Annotated in this window: 9 protein-coding genes; all 9 read left to right on the top strand. The window is 65.2% G+C overall.

All coding sequences use genetic code 11. The annotated features are described in order from the left end of the window. Positions 1–24: 24 nt before the first annotated feature. Positions 25–2964, top strand: a complete 2940-nt coding sequence (locus tag RQP53_RS07365) for a TonB-dependent receptor plug domain-containing protein (RefSeq protein WP_315649573.1) — start codon at positions 25–27, stop codon at positions 2962–2964. 132 nt (positions 2965–3096) lie between these two features. Then, positions 3097–6126 carry a TonB-dependent receptor gene (locus RQP53_RS07370; protein WP_315649574.1) on the top strand — a complete coding sequence of 1010 codons (3030 nt, stop codon included), beginning with the start codon at positions 3097–3099 and terminating at the stop codon, positions 6124–6126. Positions 6127–6192: 66 nt separating this feature from the next. After that, positions 6193–7518 (top strand): DUF3472 domain-containing protein, encoded by a 1326-nt coding sequence (locus tag RQP53_RS07375; RefSeq protein ID WP_315649575.1) that lies wholly within the window; start codon positions 6193–6195, stop codon positions 7516–7518. A 28-nt stretch (positions 7519–7546) separates the two neighbouring features. Continuing rightward, complete coding sequence (locus tag RQP53_RS07380; RefSeq protein WP_315649576.1) at positions 7547–8116, top strand: PEP-CTERM sorting domain-containing protein; 570 nt, start codon at positions 7547–7549, stop codon at positions 8114–8116. A 197-nt stretch (positions 8117–8313) separates the two neighbouring features. Continuing rightward, on the top strand, positions 8314–9621 hold the full coding sequence (locus RQP53_RS07385) for a DUF3472 domain-containing protein (RefSeq protein ID WP_315649577.1): 1308 nt from the start codon (positions 8314–8316) through the stop codon (positions 9619–9621). A gap of 64 nt (positions 9622–9685) precedes the next feature. Beyond that, the gene (locus tag RQP53_RS07390) at positions 9686–11050 is read left to right on the top strand and encodes a Gfo/Idh/MocA family protein (protein WP_315649578.1); all 1365 of its coding nucleotides are present in this window, start codon (positions 9686–9688) and stop codon (positions 11048–11050) included. Positions 11051–11286: 236 nt separating this feature from the next. Further along, the gene (locus RQP53_RS07395; protein ID WP_315649579.1) at positions 11287–13152 is read left to right on the top strand and encodes a S41 family peptidase; all 1866 of its coding nucleotides are present in this window, start codon (positions 11287–11289) and stop codon (positions 13150–13152) included. A 707-nt stretch (positions 13153–13859) separates the two neighbouring features. Further along, entirely contained in the window at positions 13860–17135 is a 3276-nt protein-coding gene (locus RQP53_RS07400; RefSeq protein ID WP_315649580.1) for a non-ribosomal peptide synthetase, read from the top strand. Further along, positions 17132–22630, top strand: coding sequence for a non-ribosomal peptide synthetase/MFS transporter (locus RQP53_RS07405; RefSeq protein WP_315649581.1), 5499 nt, complete (start codon positions 17132–17134; stop codon positions 22628–22630). The genes RQP53_RS07400 and RQP53_RS07405 overlap by 4 nt, the downstream gene beginning before the upstream one ends. Positions 22631–22652: the final 22 nt, after the last annotated feature.

A 22652-nucleotide genomic window follows, 5' to 3' on the forward strand; every position in this document is an offset into this window, starting at 1 on the left:
CCCGACAAACGAGGAGAGAGACAGATGAAACTGAACAAACTGGTGCTCTTGCTGGCCGCCTCCGGCCTGTGCAGCTGGACCGCAGCCCAGGCGGCCGATGAGAAGCTGGAGCGGGTCGAGATCACCGGCTCCAGCCTGAAGCGCATCAATGCCGAAACCGCATCGCCGGTGCAGGTGGTCAATCGCCAGCAGATCGAGGCGATGGGCGCACGCACGCTGCAACAGGTGCTGGCCAATATGCCGGCGGCTGTGGTCACGCTGGAAGACAGCCGCTCGATGTTCACCGGCACCGATGGCGCCTCGCAGGCCAATCTGCGCGGCCTGGGGCCGCAGGCCACGCTGGTGCTGCTCAACGGCCGCCGCATCGCACCCTATGGCGCACCGGACAGCTTCCAATACCTGTTCGTCAATATCGACACCCTGCCCGCCGCCGCCATCGAACGGCTGGAAATCCTGACCGACGGCGCCTCGGCCATCTACGGCTCCGACGCCGTGGCCGGTGTCGTCAACGTGATCACCAAGCGCGACTACCAGGGCTTCGAGATCAGCGCCGGCACCGAGTTCGCCCGCCGCGTGCCGGCCTTTGGCGAGCATCAGGCCAGCGCGACCTACGGCTTTGGCAATATCGATCGCGACGGCTACAACGTCTTCGGCTCGATCAATCTGTTCCGCCGCGATGCCGTCTACCCCAGTGACGATTACGACAAATTCCCGGCCGGCTACTACGTCGACAACCCGGCCTATATCCGCAACTTCCGCATCGGCGACGGCAGCCAGCCCGGCGTGCTCAATCCCGGCACCGAGTTCGTGTTCGACAGCAAGGGCGCGCGCCGCAATATGGCCATGCCGGGCTGCACCAGCGTCGTCGCCTCCGGCAGCAATACCAGCTGCGCCGTCAACACCCTGCCCTATGCACTGGCCCACAAGCCGGCCAGCGACCGCGCGACGCTGTTCCTGAGCGGCCGCTACCTGCTCGAGGGCAAGCAGGAGCTGTTTGCCGACCTCAGCTACACCACGGTGGACATGCGCTCGCACAACACGCCGCGCGCCTTCAACAGCGGCTCGACCAGCACCTGGTATTCGCGCGACACCGGCTACACGGCCAACACCTTCACCGTGCCCTTCCTCGGGCCCAACAACGTCTACAACAAGCTGACGCCGGAATTGCGCGGCCTGATGGGCGGCGTGGCCGGCCTGAACTACATCCCGCTGGATGAGCCCGGCCATTTCGGCCAGCGCAACACCGACGCCAACTACCGCGTGATGGCCGGCCTGCGCGGCAGCTGGGGCGACTGGGACTACGAGACCGCCGCGACCATCGGCGGCGCCAAGTCGGTGCTCTACCAGACCACCAACATCAGCAAGTCTGGCTTCCAGAAGGCCTTCGGCCCGATCACCATCGATCCGGCCACCAAGCGCGCCATCATTGCCGACAAGCCGGCCTACCAGTTCGGCGTGCAGAGCGAGGCCAATGCGGCGCTGCTGCGCGAGGCCTTCCCGACCTTCGACATCCCGTCCTGGACCCAGATCGCCTCGCTGGACGCCAAGATCGAGGGCAGCGTCTACAAGCTGCCGGCCGGCGAGGTGCGCATGGCCGTCGGCGCCAGCCTGATGCATGAGGGGCTGGAGGTGCCGGGCAATCCGCAGGCCGCCGCCGGTGACATCACCCAGCAGGGCGGCTCCTGGTTCAAGGGCTCGCGCAATGTGCTGGGCGTGTTCACCGAAGCCGTCGCCCCGCTGAGCAAGGACCTGGAACTCAATGCCGCGCTGCGCCTGGACAAGTACCCCAACTTCGGCGCCAATCTGGCCCCCAAGATCGGCCTGAAGTACCGCGCCCTGCCCCAGCTGCTGCTGCGCGGCACCTTCTCCGAAGGCTTCCGAGCGCCCAATCTGGCCGAGTCCGGCAATGGCGGCGTGTTCGCGCAAACCGTCGTCAAGGACGATGTGCGCTGCGCCGAGACCAATGCCATCGCCTCGCTGCTGCGCAAGTCGGTCACCGCCGGCGAGGTGCAACGCGGCAACGAGCTCTACAACAGCCAGTGCTCACCGGGCACGGTGATTGGCGGCGTCACTGCGCCGAACACACAGCTCAAGCCGGAGACGGCCAAGATCAGCACGCTGGGCTTTGTGTTCCAGCCGACCAAGGACATCGACCTCTCGGCCGACTACTGGTTCACCTACCGCCGCAACGAAATCATCCGCGAGGATTTCCGCGCCACCTTCCTGGGCGCGACCAAGCAGTACGGCCCCTCGCTCAAGGGTGCACCCAATGCCTTCCGCTCCGAGCTGACCGACAACGACCGCGCCATCGTGGCCGAGGTGGCCGCGATGTGCGCCAACCCGGCCAATGCCGCCGCCTGCGCCGCCAGCAAGCCCGGCTACACGGTGGGCAATCTGTCCGGCGTGATCACCAACTACGTGAACCGCGGCCGCACGCTGATCGACGGCTTCGACATCGACGCCCAGGCGCGCTTCTCGCTCGGCGAGATGGGCAAGCTCAAGCTCGGTGCCAAGCTGACGATCGCCAACCGCAACAAGTTCAATGCCGATGACGACGCGGGCTGGACGGAAAACTTCGTCGGCTACTACTACAACCCCAAGCTGCGCGCGATCTTCAATGCCGACTGGAGCTATCGCAATGTGACCACCAGCGTCTTCGTCAACCACATCGGTTCGCACAAATGGGATGGTGACCCGCGCTACATCAGCTACGACGAGCAGAGCTGCGCCGATGCCGGCGGGGCACTGACCGGCGCGCAATGCGCGGCCGGCACGCCGGCCTACACCACCGTCAATCTGAATGTCGATTGGAAGGTCACGCCGGCGTTCTCGCTCGGCCTCAACGTCAAGAACCTGTTCGGCAAGCAGCCCTACTACGACCCGAACGGCTGGGAAGGCTTCGACCACCGCTTCAATATCTTCGGCCGCATCATTGGCGTGAACGCCAGCTACACCTTCAAGTAAGCCAGCGGGCGGGCGGCCAACGCCGCCGCCCCATCCCCTCCTCATTTCCCAGTCATCCGGCCCCTTGCAGGGGCCAGGTGAGCCCCTGGCGTGGCCGCGAGTGTCCACGCCGGAGCCTACAAGGACGTCTCCATGACCCCGTTCGCCCCGCCGCCTGCCGCCACCGCGCGTCTCACCCCGCTGGCCCGCGCGCTGACCCTCGCCGTGCTGCTCGGCGCCAGCCTGGGTGCCCAGGCCCAGTCCAATGCCACCAGCACCATCTATGGCGCGGTCCCGGCCGGCGCCAGCATCGTGCTGCGCAATCTCGCCACCGGTGCCCAGCGCGTCGTCAGTCCCGATGCCAATGGCAAGTTCCAGGCCACCTCGATGGCCCCAGGCCGCTACGAGGTCCAGCTGCTGCGTGGCGGCACGGTAGAAAGCAGGCTGGAGGTCGAGGCCCGCGTCGGCAGCGGCGTTGAAGCCAATTTCGCCAACGCAGAGAACACGCTGCAGACGGTCACCGTGAGCGGCCGCAGCAGCCGCATCGACGTCAGCAATACCAACAACGGCATCTCGCTGAGCGCCAAGGAGCTGAGCAAGCTGCCGGTGGCCAATGACGTCGCCTCGGTGGTTCTGCTGGCCCCCGGTGTCAACAAGTACAGCCATTCGCAGTACGGCAACGCGGCCAGCTTCGGCGGCTCCGGGGCCTCGGAGAACGCCTTCTACATCAACGGCTTCCCGGTCGTGAACCTGCTGACCCAGGTCGGTGCCTCGGAGCTGCCCTTCGGCGCCATCGCCGATACGCAGATCCTCTCCGGCGGCTACGGCGCTGAGTTCGGCCGTTCGACCGGCGGCGTGGTCAACATCACCACCAAGAGCGGCAGCAACAAGTTCGAGTTCGGCGGCAAGTTCAGCTACACGCCCAATGGTCTGCGCAGCAAGGCCAAGCAGGAGTACTACCCGAACACCGGCGTCAATCCGGAGACGGACGGCAAGCCGGTCGACAACCCCGGCGCTTCGCGCACCGACACCAAGGTCTATGGTCTCTACGCCGGCGGCGCACTGATCCGCAACACCCTGTTCGCCTTTGCCGCGCTGGAACGCACCCGCACCGAGCGCGAAACGCTGGCCGATGCCAATGGCAAGACCTTTCTACCCAGCGGCTTCAGCCGCAGCAACACCGACGTCAACCGTTCGCTGCTGAAGCTGGACTACCACCTCAGTGACGCGCATCACTTCGAGCTGACCAAGATCCTGGACAAGACCACCACGGTGAGCACGTCCTATGGCTACCACTACGACACCCAGACCCGCGACGAGCAGCCCAGCGGCGGCGGCACGCCCTTCGTCAACTGTTGCGACGCTGGCGGCGCTCCAGGTGCCAACAACACGCTGCTGAAGTACACCGGCTACCTCAGCGATGACTGGACCGTCACCGCGCTGTATGGTGACTCCAGCACCAAGCACAGCCGCACGCCGCCGAACTACGACCCGAACCTGGCGCAGACCTCGTCGTCCGCTTCGACCCGCGTGCCCGGTCTGGTCTACAACAGCCCGCAGCTGGTGACCGGCTCGCTGCCGCTGGCGGACTCCGGCGAGAGCCAGAAAGTGCTGCGCCTGGACACCGAGTACCAGCTCGGCAAGCACCAGCTGCGCGCCGGCATCGACTATGTGAAGGTCAAGGCCGTCGTCGGCAGCAGCTCCGCGGGCGGCCGCACCTGGACCTACAAGCGCCAGGCCGATCCGGCCAAGAAGGCCTTCGGCATGACCGAATCGCCGCTGCAGGGTGGCGGCTTCGGCAGCCAGGGCTTTTACGTCAGCGAGGACATCGCCTGGTCCATCGCCACACCGAGCAGCACCCAGTCCGCCCGCTACATCCAGGACCGCTACCAGGCCACCAAGACCCTGTTGCTGGACATCGGCCTGCGCGACGAGCAGTTCACCAACAACAACAGCCATGGCGAGCCCTTCATCTCGCAGCCACACCAGATCGCGCCGCGCTTCGGCGCTGCCTGGGACTATCACGGCGATGGCTCGCTGAAGCTGTTCGCCAATGCCGGCCGCTACCACGTGCCGGTGCCTTCGAATTTGTCGAGCAATGTGGCCAGCCCCTTCGCGCGCTATTCCAACTACTACACGTATACCGGTGTTGACCCGGCGACCGGCGCGCCGACCGGCCTGCATGCGATCAGCGGCAAGGTCTCGGCCAACAATGCCTTCGGCCAGGAACGCGATCCGCGCACCATCACCGCCATCGATCTGAAGCCGCTGTACCAGGACGAGCTGTCGCTGGGCTTCGAGCGCGCCCACTCGCCGAGCCTGAACTACGGCGTCAGCGCGCTCTACCGCACGCTGCGCAGCACCAACGACGACAGCTGCGATCAGCGCCCCATCGATGCCTGGGGCGAGGCCAACGGCGTGGACACCAGCCACTTCGGCTTTGCCTGCGCCATCATCAACCCCGGCGAGGCCAACAGCCTGTGGCTGGACTTGAAGGGCGACGGCAAGCTGACCCGTGTCGACATCAGCGCCGAGGCCTGGGGCAATCCCAAGGTCAAGCGGACCTACACCGCGTTGACCTTCTTCGCCGAGCATCCGCTGCGCGACGGCTGGTACGGCAAGCTGAGCTACACCTGGTCGCGCAGCACGGGCAATATGGAGGGCCAGGTCGACTCGATCGGCGGCGGCGACGTCGGCCTGACCGTCAGCACCGATCACCATGAGCTGATGCTGAACTCGGACGGCTATCTGGCCAACGACCACACGCACCAGATCAAGGCCTATGGCTTCTACCAGCTGCGCCCGGATGTGTCGGTCGGCGCCAATCTGGCCCTGAGCTCGGGCAAGCCGCGCAACTGCCTGGGCTTCCTGCCCGAGTCCATCGCCAAGGACCTGGGCTATGGCGCGTCCTACTTCTTCTGCGACGGCAAGCCGGCCCCACGGGGCAGCGAGGGCCGCGCGCCGTGGATCGCGCAGCTGGACCTCAACGCGGCCTACTCGCCCAGCTTCGCCAAGGGCCTGACGCTGCGGGCCGACATCTTCAATGTGCTGAACCGCCAGACGCCGACCTCCTACTACGAGGTGCACGACAGCGAGGAAGCCGCCATCGACAAGAACTACGGCCGCATCAAGACCCGCACCGCGCCACGCTCGGTGCGCCTGACGGCCGAGTACCTGTTCTAAGCCCGCCCCACCACCCACGCCGAGCCAACGCGCTCGGCGCTTTCGATGACTGCAAGGAAAGCGACCATGTTTGACCTTCGAATTCAGCGTCCCACCCGCGTGCTGGGCCAGCTCGCCCTGAGCCTCGGCCTGCTGGCTCTGGCCAGCGTCGCTGCCAGCGTGCAAGCAGCCAGCAGCAGCCCCGCCGCGACCGTGGCCAAGGCCCCTGCCCCGGTGGTGTCGCCCGTTGGCAATGCCTTCTTCACCCGCTTTGGCGACAACGACGGCGCCTGGATGGACTACGACAGCCGCACGCTGCGCGACTGGAGCGATCCCAGCACCGTGATCAGCAGCTGGGTGCGCGTTGCCCAGCCCGGCAAGCTCAGCGTCGCGCTCAAGGCCAGCCTGCCTCAGGGCGGTGCCAGCACGCTGCGGCTGAGCGTCAACGGCAAGTCGGTGCCGATCAAGCTCAGCGCCGTGCCCGGCCCGGTCGCCTCGCTGGCCAGCTTCGACATCGCCCAGGCCGGCTATGTGCGCATTGATCTGCAAGGCGTCAGCCGCACCGGCCCCGAGTTTGCCGTCGTCAGCGGGCTGGAGCTGGGCGGTACCGCCGCCCCCGGCCTGGTCTATGCCAACGACGCCGAGAACTACTACTGGTCGCGCCGCGGCCCCTCGGTCCACCTGGGCTTCACGACGCCGGCCAACACCGAGTACTTCTACAGCGAGCTGACCGTGCCCACCGGCGAGGACACGCTGGGCTCCTACTTCATGACCAACGGCTTCAACGAAGGCTATATGGGCGTGCAGGTGAACGGCCCGAACGAGCGCTGGGTGCTGTTCTCGGTCTGGGATCCGGCCGTGGGTTCGACCACGTTGCTGCGCAAGGGCCCCGATGTGATCACCAATGGCTTCGGCGGCGAAGGCACCGGCGGCCAGTCGCACCTGGTCTTCCCCTGGGTCGCCGGCAACACCTACAAGTTCATCACCCGCGCCCGTCCGGACGGCCAGGGCGCCACCGACTACTCGGCCTGGTTCTTTGCGCCGGAGCTGGGCCAGTGGCGCTTCATCGCCACCTGGCACCGCCCCAACACCAACACCTGGCTGAAGGGCGCCTACAGCTTCCTGGAGAACTTCTACGACGAGAACGGCTTCGCCGGCCGCCGCGCGCTCTATGGCCAGCAATGGGCGGTCAGCAGCACCGGCGTGTGGACCGAGCTGAACAAGGCCCGCTTCACCGTCGACGCCACTGGCGCAGCGAAGCAGCGCATGGACTTCGCCGGCGGCCTCGATGCCAGCGGCAAGTTCTATCTGCGCAACGGCGGTTTCTTCAACGAAACCGTGCCGGCCAACCAGAACTTCACCCGTCCGCTGACCGGCATGCAACCGCAGGTGCAGCTGAACACCCTGCCCTGAGCGACTTCGCCCCTTACGGAGAAAAACCATGATCACCACCACGCTTGCCCGCTCCACGCTGGCCCTCGCGCTGGGCACGGCCTGCCTCATTGCCCAGGCCAGCACCGGCACCAGCACCAACACGCTGAATGTCGACGTCAGCCATATCGCCAGCCAGGGCCTGCTCGGCGCCAGCGGCAACACCGTGCTGAGCCTCAATCTCGGCGCCAACACCCAGATCAACAGCCTGGACTGGGATGTGACGCTGCAGGCCTTCGCACCCAGCTGGCTGTCCGAGCTGCAGGTAACGCTGAGTTCTTCCGACAGCAGCAGCGCCGTGTCGCTGGCGCCTGGCTTCGGCGTCGACCAGGCCGGCAGCCAGCACTTCAGCGGCCACATCGACCTCACCGAGCAGGGCCTGAACTTCAGCGTCGGCACCGATGGCGTGCTGCGCCTGGAATTCAGCGAGCGCTCGGCCGATGGCTTGTCGCCCGACGGGCTCTGGCAATCCGGCCGCCTCAGCCTGGGCCTGGCGCCCGCCGTCCCCGAGCCAGCGAGCTACGGTCTGATGGCACTGGGCTTGCTGGCCGTGGGTGCGGCGACGCGGCGCCGCCGCTGAGCGGCAGACGTTCGGCCATGGCATGCAGAAGAGAGGAGCGTGCCACGACAAGGGTTTGCGCCGGGCCGGTAGAAGCCGGCGCAAGACCTGACCCCAGCCCTGGCGCCCCCGCGCATCGGTGACGCCAGGCGGCCTTGCCCGCCTCAGCTGGGACGCAGCTTCGCAGTCCCCCTCAACCCTCAAGAAGGTCTGTGCCCATGTTCTACTTCTCCACCGTCGCGGCCCTGTCGCGAACACTGTCCCAGCGGCTGTCGCTGACCCTGCGCCGCTCGGCGCGCTGGGCCGCGCTGAGCCTGCTCGGCGCCTGCGCGCTGGCTCAGGCGGCCAGCAGCGTCAAGCTCGGCGGCAACGCCTACATCACCACCACCGCGCCCAACGGCAGCGAAACCGTCAGCAACAGCGGCCTCAGCGGTTGGACCAGCAGCAGCGCCGTCATCAGCAGCTATGTGCGCGTGGCGCAGCCGGGCAGCCTGACACTGGCGCTGCGTGCCACGCCGGCCAGCGGCACGATCTCCTATGTGCGCGTCAGCGTCGCCGGCAGCAGCTTCACCGTCAAGCTGCAGCCCAACGGGGGAGCGGCTTTCCCGGTTGGCACCGTCAATATCGGCAGCGCCGGCTATCTGCGCATCGATCTGCAAGGCATCAGCAAGAACAGCAGCCAGTACCCCGCGGTTCAGGGCTTCGATCTCAGCGGCAGCGCCAGCACCGGCCTGGTCTATGCCAATGACGCGAGCAATTTCTACTGGTCGCGCCGCGGCCCCTCGGTCCATATGGGCTATACCGCGCCGGCGCAGACCGAGTACTTCTACAACGAGCTGACCATTCCCAGCGGCGCCGATCCGATCGGCTCCTACTTCATGGCCAATGGCTTCGGCGAGGGCAATTTCGGCATCCAGGTCAAGAGCAGCACCGAACGCTGGGTGCTGTTCTCGGTCTGGGACCCGAGCAGCGGCAGGACCACGCTGACACGCAAGGGCCCGGGCGTCGTCGACGCCAGCTTCGGCGGCGAAGGCACCGGCGGCCAGAGCTATCTGGTCTACCCCTGGGTGGCCGGGCGCACCTATGCCTTCATCAACCGCGTGCGGCCCGATGGCCAGGGCAATACCGAATACACCGCCTGGTTCTACCCGCCCGAGACCGGCCAATGGCGCCTGATTGCCAGCTTCAAGCGCCCCAACACGACGACCTGGCTGACCGGCCCCTATTCCTTCGCCGAGAACTTCATCGATACCCAGGGCTATCTGGGCCGCAAGATGCTGATCGGCCGCCAATGGGCGGTCAACAACCAAGGTGTGTGGACCGAGCTGCGTGATGGCCGCTTCACCACCGATGCCACCGGCAATGCCAGACAGCGGCTGGACTACGCTGGCGGCATCGACGCTGCCAGCGGCAAGTTCTATCTGCGCATGGGCGGTTTTTTCAACGACACCGTCAGCGCCGGCCAGAACTTCAGCCGGCCCACAGCCACCAGCCAACCCCAGGTGCAGCTGAACCTGCTGCCCTGAGCAAGGCTACATTCCCAAGCAGGCCACAGATCGGCCTGTGTCTCACCAGCCTTCATCAAGCACCATGCAAAGAAGAGACTTCCTCCGTCACGGCAGCCACGCTGCACTCGCCGCCACCACGCTGGGCAGCCTGCCCGCCCTGGCCAAACCCGGTCGCGACAAGCTGCGCCTGGGCCTGATTGGCACCGGCATGCGGGGTCAGGTCTTGCTGCGCGAACTGCTACGCCGCGAGGACGTGGAACTGGCCGCGCTGTGCGATATTGAGCCCATCATGCTGGGCCGCGCGCTGGCCATGGTGAATAAGGCTGGACGCTCCAAGCCCGAGACCTTTGGCGAAGATGGCGATCTGCAGGCCTACCGCCGCCTGCTCGACGCCAGGAAGCTTGATGCCGTCATCATCGCCACGCCCTGGGAGTGGCATGCCGAGATGGCCATTGCCGCGATGCAGGCCAAGGTGGCGGTCGGCTGCGAGGTGGTGGCCGGGGTCACGCTGCAGGACCACTGGGACGTGCTGCGCGCCCAGCAAAGCACCGGCACGCCCTATATGCTCCTGGAGAACGTCTGCTTCCGCCGCGATGTGATGGCCGTGCTGCAGATGGTGCGCGCCGGCCTGTTCGGCGAACTGGTGCACCTGCAAGGCGGCTACCAGCATGATCTGCGCGCGGTGAAGTTCAATAACGGCGACCCGAGCAAGCCCTATGGCAGCGGCGCCGAATTCGGCGCCAAGGGCTGGAGCGAAGCGCGCTGGCGCACCGAGCATGCACGCCGCCGCAATGGCGAGCTCTACCCCAGCCACGGCATCGGCCCGCTGGCCATGTATGCCAATATCCATCGCGGCAATCGCTTCACCCATATCAACAGCTTCGCCAGCAAGTCGCGTGGGCTGAAAGACTACCTGGGCCGCAAGCTCGGCGCCAAGGACCATCCCAATGCCAAGCTCGACTGGGCCTTGGGCGACATCGTCACCACCACCCTGGCCTGCGAGAACGGCGAGACCATCCTGCTGCAGCACGACACTTCGCTGCCGCGTCCCTACTCGCTGGGCTTTCGCGTGCAGGGCACCGACGGCCTCTGGATGGACCTCAACCACGGCATCCACATCGAGGGCCGCAGCCCGGCCCACCAATGGGAGGATTTCCAGGCCTACCAGGACCGCTTCGACCACCCGCTGTGGAAGAAATACGCCGCGCAAGCAGAAGGTGCCGGCCATGGCGGCATGGACTTCTTCGTCATCCACGCCTTCATCGAAGCGGTCAAGGCCAATGCGGCCATGCCCATCGACATCTACGACGCGGTGGCCTGGAGCGCGATCACGCCGCTGTCCGAGCAGTCGATCGTCGAGGGCTTCAAGACCCTGCCCTTCCCTGACTTCACCGGCGGCCAATGGAAGACGCGCAAGCCGATCTTTGCCTTTGACGATCGCTATTGAGGCGTTCTCGGCCCGCGCCCAGCGGACGCGCCATCTGAGCGTTTCTCCCCATGCCCTGACACCCAGCCCGCCCACCATAATTGCGCCCCAGCAGCGAGGCATCCGCCTCGATTCAACCGGGCGCGCCCTGACCCGCCAGCAGTACAAGAGCAAGACTGCGCGACGCCCCCCTGGAGGGCCTTGTGCGTCAAGCCATTAGTTCTTGCGGTCAGGCAATCGCCGGCCTCAGCCTTGCCATGCTGGCCGCCTGTGGTGGTGGCTCGGGCGGTAGTGTCTCGCCAAGCAGCAACACCACACCACCGCCCGCCGATCCCCCGGTGGAGGTGGGCCGCGCGCTTTTGCGGCCAGCACCCTTGCAAACCGCCGGCAAGTCCGGCGGCACAGCCTTGGCCGAAGTACCACTCGGAAGCCGGCTTGGCGACCTCGCAAGCTTCGCGCGGCTGGCCTTCCAGGTGCAGTTCTATCACCCGTCGGACGGTGTCGCCGAAACCAATTGGGATGAGTTTCTGCAGTACGGCATGTATTCGGTGGCCAGCCGCCCCGCAGCGGAACCGCTCGCGACCAGGCTGTCGGCCTTGTTCTCCACGATGGCGCCGGCCCTGCGGCTGGATCCGGACGCGAGCCCGGCGACGCTGCCCGACGGCCGTGCACTGGTTGCCTGGTACCACCGGGGCTATGTTGACCGCCTCGAACCCTACGATCCGGAGCAGGCTTACGAGAACGTGCGCAAGCTGCTGGACCGCAACAGCCTGGAAATGCCAACGCAAGGCCCGACGCGCAGCCACGCGCGCTATCGGCTTGGCGATATTGAGGTCGAACTGCCGCTGGTACAGGTCTGGCGCAACGAGCATAGCGTGCCGGCCAGCCGTGGCTTCGAACCGCCCGCTGGCGTGCAGCTGGCAGTTCATGTCACCGACCCGTATCTCTGCCTGACCGTGGCCGCCAAGGCTTGGGGCACGCTGCGCCACTTCTTCCCCTACTTCCCCGACCTCCCGCAGCTGGACTGGGAGGCCGAACTCGCACCCCTGCTCAAGGCCTGTGACGCGCCTGCCGCCGAGCGTCCGGAGTCACTGTTCCAGGCCATGCGCCTCGCACTGACCAAGCTGCAGGACAACCATGTCGGCCTCACGCCCCTGGACCTGAACCGTCCGGCTCAAGGCCGGCTGCCGCTGCGCTTCGACCGCATCGAGGGGCGTGCCACGGTCAGCCTGGCACGCGCGGACTTCACCGACGTCAAGGTTGGCGATGAACTGCTGTCCATCAATGGTGTTTCAAGCAGCGACTGGCTGGCACGTGAGATGCCCAAGACGCTGCGCAACCCGCACCTGGGCTTCGCCGCCGCGCTCAACGCAGCGACGCTGGCGCCCAAGGACAGCCTGGTGAGCATGGAGTTCAGGGATGCGAATGGGCAAGTCTATGAACGCCAGCTGCGGGCCAACCAGGGCAGCGACATCATCGTGGAAGGCGCACAGGCCCTGCTCTTCCCCGGCAAGCCCCTGACCTACTGGCTGGACGCGGACACGCTGTATGTCAACCTGTCCGACATGCTGCCCGAGCAGCGCCAGTCGGTGGAGGCCGAGATGGACAAGGCGCGCGCCTGGGTGCTCGATCTGCGCCGCTATCCCAAGACCTTCGCGCTGAACCAGACACTGGCGCGCTTCGCTGCCGGCCAGATCCGTGCGCTGCCCATGAACATGGTCCAGCCCTTCGACCCGACGCAGCCGCCGCGGCGGCTGCCCGAGCTTCAGAACGCCGAGGCCAGCAAGAAGCTGAAAGGCCCGGTCATCGCACTCTGCGCGGCGCAAAGCCAGAGTTTCAACGAGCACATGCTCGGCTTCGCGCAGAGCGCCGGCATCCCGCTGATCGGCGAGCGCACGTCCGGTGCCAATGGCGACATGACCAGCATCCGGCTGAGCCAGAACCCCGCCTTCAATCTGACCTTCACCGGCCTGGAAGTCCGACGCCATGACGGCAGCGGCTTCCACGCACGCGGTCTGCAGCCGGATATCGTGATGCCGCGCAGCACGCAGAGCCTGCGCCAAGGCAGCGACGAAGTCCTGATGGCCGCGCACGCCTGGGTCCGAGAGCGGCTGCCGCGCTGAAGACGCCTGGCGCACCGCCATGACCCCTGACTTTGGTCAGACCAGCGGTGTAGTCCGACCGCACCACCATGCTGCTTTCACCACGCCGTGTAGCCGCAGTCCTCGAAAGCTGCGCTCACGGTCGTGCACGAGGGCGCGCCGCTTTGCGCCTGCGCCCGCCGCCAAGCCTGTGCAGCGCAGTGGCACAAGTTCGAGCCGGCCAGGTTCAGTCAGCTGCTATCACCGAGGCCATCAAGTGATGGCTGTTCGCGAGAACGTTTGTCGTCCGTACTGCACTGCGCGGTCGGGCCGCAGAAGCAAACAATGCACCCTCACAAAGATCAAGTCAGGAAAGCACGTATTTGCGTCAAATGGGCGCTCGACAATAGTCCGCGCTCTGCGTGCCTTTCCAGATTTGCTGTTGCCTTGCAGCCGCCGTTCGCCTGCAGCCATTTTGCTTAGGTGTAGTGGAGCTCTCCCCGTAGTCTGGAGCTCCCAATGTGCCGATCGACATAGCGTCGCCACCGTGCGCCTTAGGTCTGGATAGTCCCGTCGATGCTCAGAGAAGCGTAGTAGAGCCTCTGGTCACGATTGATCGAGACTGCGCCCGAGCTTTGCTGGCGGGCTTCATGTACTGCAGGTCGGGCTCGCCCTTGGAGCGCCCACCTGGTCTGCGGCGATGGACCGAATTTTTCATTCCATCGCAACGAATTGGAGTGTGCGCTGACATGACTTTCCAGTTGATTGACCCGATGCTGCCTCGGCCGCTTTCATTTGCACAGGAGCGCCTGTGGCTGATCGAACAATTCTCAGAGGACAAGTCTCTCTACAACACCGCCATAGTGTTTGAACTGAGCGGCTCACTGGATGTGTCAGTCCTAGAACAGTCCTTCACCGAATTGATGAAGCGCCATGAGGTCTTGCGCACAGGGTTTGAGATGCAGGACGGCGCGGTCCGCATCTGTCTCGCAGAGCCAGCACCGATCGCCCTTGTCGTTCACGATCTGCGCCAAATGCCCGAAGCACGGGAATGGGCCAAGCAAGACCAGGCGCGTGTGCTCAGACTGCCTTTTGATCTGGCCCGCCCCCCGCTCTTGCGCGCCCATCTGTACCGCGAGCATGAGCGCAGGCATCAACTGGCCATTACCGTGCACCATATGGTCTTCGACGGCGCCTCGACCGAGGTGCTGATGAAGGAGCTCGCCAGCATCTATGCCGCGTTGCGGGCTGGAACAACGCACGAGCTGCCCTCGCTGCCTCTGCAGATGCATGAGGCTGCAGCCAGAGAACGCACTCGCATGCAGGGCGCGCGCCGTGAAGCCCTCCTGCAGTACTGGACACATGCACTCGCAGGCGAACTCGCGGTGCTCTCGCTGCCTTCAGACCGTCCGCGTCCACTCGCGCAAACGCACCGCGGTGCAACACTCTGCACCTCACTCTCAGCGGATTGGATGGCGGGCCTGGAGCAGGCCTGCCGTCGTGAGCGTGTGACGCCTTTCATGTACGTGCTGGCCGCCTACGCAGCCTGGCTTGGAGCCTACTCAGGTCAGCAGGACTTGCTGATCGGCTCGCCGTTCAATCTGCGCTCGGACGCTGAATCACAGTCCCTGATCGGCTACCTCGTAAACACAGTGGCACTGCGGGTTCGCCTGCAAGGCCGCAGCAGCTTCAGGCAGCTGCTTTGCGACGTTCGTTCGACCTGCTTGCAGGCCTATCAACACGGCGAACTGCCTTTCGGCGATCTTGTCGCGGCGCTGGGCGGTCAGCGCGATCTGGCACACACGCCGGTCTTTCAATCGATGCTGGTGGTGCAGAGTCGCAAGCCGACGGTGCAGCTCGGACCGGAGCTGAGCCTGCGCTGTGCCGGAGAGGTGCCCGCTGAACACGCGCGCTTTGATCTTGTAGTGGTCCTGGACCCGCAAGACTCCGGTGCAAGGCTGAGCATGGAGTACAGCAGCGATCTGTTCGACGTGCCGACGGCCGAACGCATGCTTGCTCATTTTCAGGCCCTGCTCTCCGACGCCATTGAGAATCCGGGCAAACGCACCGATGAGCTACACATGCTGAGCCGCGCTGAGCGGGAGCGAGCCATCGTGACTTGGAACGCGACCGGTGGCCAGGCGCAGCAGGGCTTGGCGCATCAATTGTTCGATGCCCAGGCTCGGGCAAACCCGCAAGCGATTGCCCTCATCTCCGGCACGACGGTCTGGCGCTATGGCGAGCTCCAGCGTCGTGCCAATCAGCTTGCCAACCGGCTGCGATCTCGGGGCGTCGGGCCGGAAGTGCCTGTGGCTGTGCTTCTGGAGCGCGGCCCCGAACTCGTCTGCAGCATGTTGGCCATCTTCAAGGCCGGTGGCGTCTACCTGCCACTTGACCCCGCGCTTCCCGACGAGCGCATTGCCTTCATGATTGGCGATTCGCGTCCGCAGCAGCTCATCACCGGCAGTGGCCAGCGCCGGCGCTGCACCGCGTTCGAGGCCCTGTTTGTCGACGCCGCCTGTGTCTGGGACTGGGATCACGACAGTGCCGAACTGGCCGAGCAGGCCGAGCGTGCCCCTGCCCCGGCGTTCACGGCCTGCAGCCTGGCCTACATCATCTACACGTCCGGCTCAACAGGCCGGCCCAAGGGCGTTGAAGTCACGCATGCAGCGTTCTACAACCTTGTCTTGGCAAAGATCGAGGGTTTCGGCGTCGACCCGGATAGTTGTGTACTCCAGTTTGTCTCCTTCGGTTTTGACGTTTCCGTCTCCGATGTCTGCATGACGCTGGCCGCGGGCGCAAGATTGCTGCTTCGGCCGGCTGAGATCGTCGGCGGAGACGCTCTGGCGAGCTTTCTGCGTGAACAGGCTGTCAGCATCATCGTCCTGCCCGCGTCCGTATTGGCAACGATTCCCTGCATCGATCTTCCGGACTTGAAATCTGTCATTGCTGGCGGCGAAGCCTGCTCCGCCGCCCTCGTCGACCGTTGGGCACCCGGACGCCGATTCATCAATGCCTATGGTCCGACCGAGGCCACGATCTGCACGACGATGGCGACTTGCAAGCCTGACGGCGGAGCGCCGTCAATCGGTCGGCCGATTCCACATGCCCGGGTCTATGTGCTGAACAGCAATCTTGAACCGGTGCCTCCCGGGGTGACCGGTGAGATCTACATCGGCGGCGCCGGTGTAGCGCGCGCCTACCGTGGCCGACCAGGGCTGAGCGCCGAGAGGTTCATTCCGGACCCGTTTGCCGGCCTCGACCCGAGCATTGCGCCTGGCTCGCGTCTGTATCGAACCGGGGATCACGCGCGCTATCTCACCGATGGTTCCATCAGCTTTGTCGAGCGCATCGATGAGCAGGTCAAGATTCGCGGCTTTCGCATTGAGCTCGGCGAGATCGAAGCAGCACTCACCCAGATTGATGGCATCCAGGACGCCGTTGTCAGCACCTACACCAGCGGCCCAGGCGGCAAGCAACTGGTCGCCTATGTCGTGGCGTTGGACGCCGTGGCCATCGACACGCAGTCATTGTTGCAAGCACTCAGATCCAAGCTGCCCGAGCACATGGTGCCCTCCCGAATCATTCCCTTGCCCGAATTTGTGCGAACGCCAAACGGCAAAGTTGACCGGCAGGCGCTGCCAGCGCCGACGACGCGGGTCCCGACCGGTGGGGCCGACAGCCATATCGCACCTCGCAACGTGATCGAGGAGGTCTTGGCAGCGCTCTATGGCGAGGTCTTGGGTGTGCCGGACGTGAGCGTTGAGCACGACTTTTTCGCATTGGGCGGGCACTCCATTCTGGCAGCCCAGCTCATCGCGCGAGCGAGCGATCGCTTCGAACTCGGCTTGTCCCTGAGGCTGGCATTTGAAGCGCCGAGCGTCGCGGCATTGGCGCTGCGCATCGAAGCACTGCTGACCGCGCAGATCGACAGCATGAACGAGGCCGAAGTGGCGCAGGAGCTGAGCCAGCACGAGCCGCCTCCAAAAACCAGCCCACGGGCCATAGAGGGGATCCGCGTATGAGCGCACAGGACACGCAGGAGGACGCAAGGCGCCGTCTGCTGGAGCAGCGCCTGCGCAAGGCTCAGTCCGCAACGCGCCCCGCCACGCAACTGCTAAAGCGTCCGGCCATGGCGGGCATTCCGATGTCCTCGGTACAACGACGCTTGTGGTTCCTGGATCAATGGCAACCAGGTAATGCGGCCTACAACATTCCGCTTCTGCTGAGCCTTCACGGCGAGCTCGACATGCAACGGCTGAGTGACGCGCTGCTTGCCGTCGCGCAGCGCCATGAAATCCTGCGTACCAGCTACCGGGACCAGGGCGGCGAGCCTGAGCCCTTCCTCCGCGATGTCAGCGAATGTCGCCTGCACATCATCGATGTCGAGCCGGACGTCGCCCTTTCCGAGCTTCAAGCCCTGGCCACACAAGAAGCAGGCCGCGCGTTCTCGCTGGACCAAGAGCCCCCACTGCGGGCTTGCCTCTGGCGCGCCGGCGCGCAGCGGAGCCTGCTGCTCCTCAATCTGCATCACATCGCTGCGGATGGTTGGTCGGTCGGTCTGCTGCTGCGTGAGCTGAGTGCCGCCTACAAGGGCAGAAGCAGCGCTGCAGCACCGGATGCGACGCAGCTTCAGTACGCCGATTTCGCGCATTGGCAGGCACAGACGCTCGACCCGGCGAGTGTTGAGCGCCAACTCGAGATCTGGGAGCGCAAACTGGTCGGGGCACCGGCACTGCTCGAATTGCCCACTGATAGAGCGCGACCACAAGTGCAAAGCAACGCGGGCGCCATTGAATGGTTTCAGCTGGACATGCAGACGCAGCAGCGCTTGCATGAGGTCGCACAGCAGGAGCGCGTCACCCCATTCATCATCTTCCTGGCCGCTCTTGCCACGCTTTACCAGCGCTACACCGGGCAAGGCGATCTGGTACTTGGCACGCCGGTTGCAGGTCGGCATGCGCCTGAGTGGGAAGCGCTGATTGGCTGCTTCGTCAACACGGTGGCCATGCGAGTGAGGCCAGCGCATGTGAGGACGGCTAGGCAGTTGCTGCAGCAAACGCGGGAAGACTGGATGACGGTGCTGGACCACCAATCCCTTCCCTTCGAAAAGCTGGTGGAGCGACTGGCACCGGAGCGCCAGTTCGCGCATACGCCAGTCTTCCAGGTCATGCTGTCCATCAACAACATCCCGCGCGCAGCGCTGGAACTGGAGGGCGTCACCGCGCAAGAGCTGGCGATTGACATCGGCCGTTCCAAGTTCGATCTCAGCTGGGCCATCGACGACCTGCAAGAGGGCCTGGGCGGCTCGGTGACCTACAACACCGATCTCTTCGAGCGCGACACGGTCAGGCGCATGCTCACTCATCTGCAGACGCTGCTGAGCGACATGCTGCAACGCCTGGATGCGCCACTTTCGCAGCTTGCCTGGCTGCCAGAGAACGAGCGCCAAGCCCTGCTGACGCAGTTCAACAACAGCGCGCAAGACTATCCGGAGCTGCGCGACGTCCTCGCGCTCTTCTCAGCCCATGTCACCAGAGCACCAGCTGCCCCAGCCGTCGTTCACGAGGGCAACGTACTCAGCTACCGGGAACTCGACGAGTGGAGCAATCGTGTCGCGGCCTGCCTTCGCGCCAAGGGGGCGGGTCCGGACCAACGCGTTGGCGTCTACATGGAGCGCTCGCACCGGACCGTGGTCGCCATCATGGGCATACTCAAGGCCGGCGCCGCCTATGTCCCGATCGATTCCAGCTACCCGGTCGATCGCGTGCGCTTCATGCTCGAAGATGCGGATGCCCGGCTTTGTCTGACCGAAGCCCATCTGCTTGCCCCGTTCGAGCCGGGCGGTCGCATTGAGGCGATTTGTCTGGATAGGGACGCCGCGATGATTGCGGCCTACCCGCTTGAGCCTGTACCCGTGCTGCACGACGAGCGGCATCTGATGTACGTCTTGTTCACCTCAGGCTCAACCGGACGCCCCAAAGGCGTCGGCGTCGAACACCGGCATTACCTCAACTACCTGCAAGGCGCCATGCGCAGGCTGAACCTGCCGCAAGCCTGCCACTTTGCGATGGTTTCCACCTTCGCTGCCGATCTTGGCACCACCATGCTTTACGGTGCTCTGAGCAGCGGGGGCTGCGTGCATGTCATGTCCCATGCCCGCGTGACCGACCCACAGGCATTTGCCGCCTACATGCGCCAGCACCGCCCTGACGTGCTAAAGCTGGTACCCAGCCATTTCGAGACGCTCAGTTCGCTGGCGCCGCTGGCGGATCTTTTGCCGCAGCGCTGCCTCGTCTTCGCCGGTGAAGCTTGCCACTGGGACATGGTGGCACGCGTACGAGCCGAACGCCCAGGGCTGGACATTCAGAACCACTACGGGCCGACCGAGAGCAGCGTTGCCGCGCTGGCCTACACCGTGCCTGCCGAACTGCCGGCGCAGGAGGGTCCGCTTCCCTTGGGTGAGCCGCTTGGCAATGTTCAGACCTACGTCCTAGACCCAGGACTTCAACTGGTCGGTATCGGCATCCCGGGTGAGTTGCACATCGGTGGTACGGGCATTACCCGCGGCTATCTGGCACGCCCGGCGCTGAGCGCTGAGCGCTTCGTTCCGGATCCGTTCGGTCCGCCGGGTGCTCGCCTCTATCGAACCGGCGATCTTGCGCGCGTGGGCGCCGACGGCCGGGTCGAATTCCTCGGTCGGATTGATCATCAGGTCAAGATCCGCGGCTACCGGGTGGAGACCGCGGAGATTGAAGCCTTGATCACGGACGAAGCCGTGCTCGAGGCGCGCGTCATCCTCCGCGAAGACACGCCGGGAGACAAACGTCTGGTTGCCTACCTGGTATTCGCGCCGACGACGCCGCCATCCGAGTATGTCGAAACGATCGAGGCGCTGCGCCACTCGCTGCGCAAGGTCTTGCCGGACTACATGGTGCCCACAGCCTTCGTTCCGCTCGCAGGGCTGCCCCTTAACGCCAATGGCAAGCTCGACCGCTTCGCCCTGCCCGCCCCTTCCCAAGAGCACCGTCGTTCGGTGGCCACGTCCCGCCCGCCAAGTTCGGCACTGGAGATGGAGATCGCAGGCGTCTGGTCGGCGCTGCTGGGCATCGATTCTTTCGGTGTCGACGAAGACTTCTTTGAACTGGGCGGTGACTCCTTCAAGGCGGTGCGCGCCGTGCGTGGCATAGGGCACGGTCTGAGCGTGATGGACCTGTTCCGCCACCCGACGGTGGCGGCGCTAGCTGTCCATCTGAGTGGCGCTGCGCCCCTGCAGCACGAGGGCCTGCTTCACCGGCTCAGCGCCAATGTGGCGAGTGCAGACGGGGTCAGTTGGGTCTGCGTTCCCTTTGGTGGCGGTAGCGCCATCTCCTACCTGTCACTCTCGGCAGCCATTCCCGACGGAGACGCCTTGCATGCCATTGAGCTGCCGGGCCATGACTTCGCCCGGCGCGACGATCCGCTGCAAGACTTCGATGGCGTCGCCCGGCGCTGCGCCGATGAGATCGTGGACAGCATCCAGGGCGACGTGCTGCTGTATGGCCACTGCCTCGGCGCAGGCATGGCCGTGGCGATCGCGCAGCAGCTCCAAGCCCGTGGCTTCACACGGCTGCTGGGCGTCCTGGTCGGCGGCTCGTTTCCGATGCCACGCCTGCCTGGCCGGATCTTCGACGCCATCAGCCGCGTACTGCCAACCGACGGTTTGATCTCGAATCGATCCATCCTGGACGGCTTGCTGGTGACAGGCGGTGCGGCGGGCGATGAAGCCGAAGAGGAGCTGGAATTCCTGGTCCGAAATATGCGCCATGACGGACGCCAGGCCGAAGATTTCTACACACGCCACTATCGCGCGCCCGATGCACCATTGCTGGATGTGCCCTTGCTATGCGTTGTCGGCGAACGCGACCGTGCGACCGAGTTCCATGCGGAGGAATACCTCGAGTGGCGTCGCTTCAGCCGGCACGTGACGCTGCAAAGCATTCCTCGCGCAGGACACTTCTTCCAGAAGCACCAGGCACGCGAACTCGCCGCGCTTGGCAGCCATCAGGCGCGCATGTGGCGCAGCGCGCAGCGTGAAGCGCCGGCGAGCAGAACCGCTGCGCTCGCGTCGCCGGCTTCCACGCGGCCGGCGCTCGGCACGCTGTGGCCCTTCGTGCTGGTGTCCCTGGGACAGTTGGTATCGGTGATTGGTAGCGGCTTGTCCACGTTTGCACTGGGCGTCTGGGTCTACCAGCAGACGGGTGCGATTTCTGACTTTGCCACCATCTCCGCCTTGGGCATCCTGCCCGGCATCCTCGTTCTACCGATTGCAGGCGCCATCGCTGACCGTTGGGACCGTCGCACGATCATGTTGTGCTGCGACGCCGCCGGGCTGAGCCTTGCAGCGACCGCTGCTGCGCTCGCCTGGAGTCAGCAGCTGAGCATTGCCGCGCTCTACATCGTGGCGACGCTGAGCGCGGTCGCGAGCGCGTTCCGTCAACCGGCCTACACAGCCGCCATCGCCCAACTGGCGCCCAAGCGCTACCTCGGGCACGCCAATGGCTTTGTTCAACTCGGCGGTGCCTCTGGCCTGTTGATCGGTCAGCTATTTGGTGGCGTCCTCATGCTGCGCCTGGGCTTGGACCGCGTCCTGATGCTGGACATCGCCAGCTTTGCATTGGCGTTTGCCGCCCTGCTCGCCGTGCGCTTTCCCCAAGCACTCTTCAAGCGTCAGGAAGAGCCTTTCTGGAAGGAAATGACATATGGCTGGCGCTACATCCTGAAGCGCCAGGGGCTCGTTGCCCTGGCCGTCTTCTTTGCGCTTGGCAACTGCCTCGCCAGCATGGTGCTGGTGCTTGTAACGCCTTTGGTGATGAGCTTCTCCGGCGCCATCCCCCTCGGTGAAGTCATGGCGATGAATGGCGCGGGCATGTTGCTGGGCAGCTTGATCATGAGCATCTGGGGCGGCCTGCGCGACCGTGTCCTTGGTATGGTGGGCTTTGTAGCTTTGTTCGGCGGCTCTGCCATCGCGATTTCCATCGCCCCGCAGCTCAGCTTCGCGATGGCCGGCATGTTCGGCATCGGCCTTTGCACCGCCTTCATCAATGCGCACTGGCTCTCCCTCGTGCAGGTCAAGGTCGGCCTGGAGTTGCAAGGGCGGGTCGTTGCCGCGAACCAGATGCTGGCGCGCTCCTTGATGCCCCTGGGCACCGTTCTGGCGGGCTGGATGGTCGACAGCGTGATTCACCCGCTGTTCAAGGAGGGCGCAGGCGGCACGCTGTTCCAGCAGTGGGCCGCCTACGGGAACTCGCGTGCAGCCGCCGTCATGATCGTGACACTGGGTCTGCTGTCGATCATCCTCACCGCGTTGGGCCTGCTCTATCAGCCCTTGCGGCGCCTGGAGCGCCTGCTTCCAGACGCCATCCCTGACGCCGTCATTCTGGACAAGGACGCGATCCAGCAGCAGGCCGACGCAGCCTTGGCCCGACCGGGATCACCACCCGCGCGCGCCTCAACAAGCACCAGCGGCTCACCGGCATGACGCAAGTTCAAAGCATGTGCTG

The sequence above is a fragment of the Roseateles aquae genome, from assembly GCF_032337115.1.
Classification (GTDB): Bacteria; Pseudomonadota; Gammaproteobacteria; order Burkholderiales; family Burkholderiaceae_C; genus Roseateles_C; species Roseateles_C aquae.

Coding starts and splice junctions, on each gene's coding strand:
- RQP53_RS07365 (WP_315649573.1), top strand. CDS start 25: ATGAAACTGAACAAACTGGTGCTCTTGCTGGCCGCCTCCGGCCTGTGC.
- RQP53_RS07370 (WP_315649574.1), top strand. CDS start 3,097: ATGACCCCGTTCGCCCCGCCGCCTGCCGCCACCGCGCGTCTCACCCCG.
- RQP53_RS07375 (WP_315649575.1), top strand. CDS start 6,193: ATGTTTGACCTTCGAATTCAGCGTCCCACCCGCGTGCTGGGCCAGCTC.
- RQP53_RS07380 (WP_315649576.1), top strand. CDS start 7,547: ATGATCACCACCACGCTTGCCCGCTCCACGCTGGCCCTCGCGCTGGGC.
- RQP53_RS07385 (WP_315649577.1), top strand. CDS start 8,314: ATGTTCTACTTCTCCACCGTCGCGGCCCTGTCGCGAACACTGTCCCAG.
- RQP53_RS07390 (WP_315649578.1), top strand. CDS start 9,686: ATGCAAAGAAGAGACTTCCTCCGTCACGGCAGCCACGCTGCACTCGCC.
- RQP53_RS07395 (WP_315649579.1), top strand. CDS start 11,287: ATGCTGGCCGCCTGTGGTGGTGGCTCGGGCGGTAGTGTCTCGCCAAGC.
- RQP53_RS07400 (WP_315649580.1), top strand. CDS start 13,860: ATGACTTTCCAGTTGATTGACCCGATGCTGCCTCGGCCGCTTTCATTT.
- RQP53_RS07405 (WP_315649581.1), top strand. CDS start 17,132: ATGAGCGCACAGGACACGCAGGAGGACGCAAGGCGCCGTCTGCTGGAG.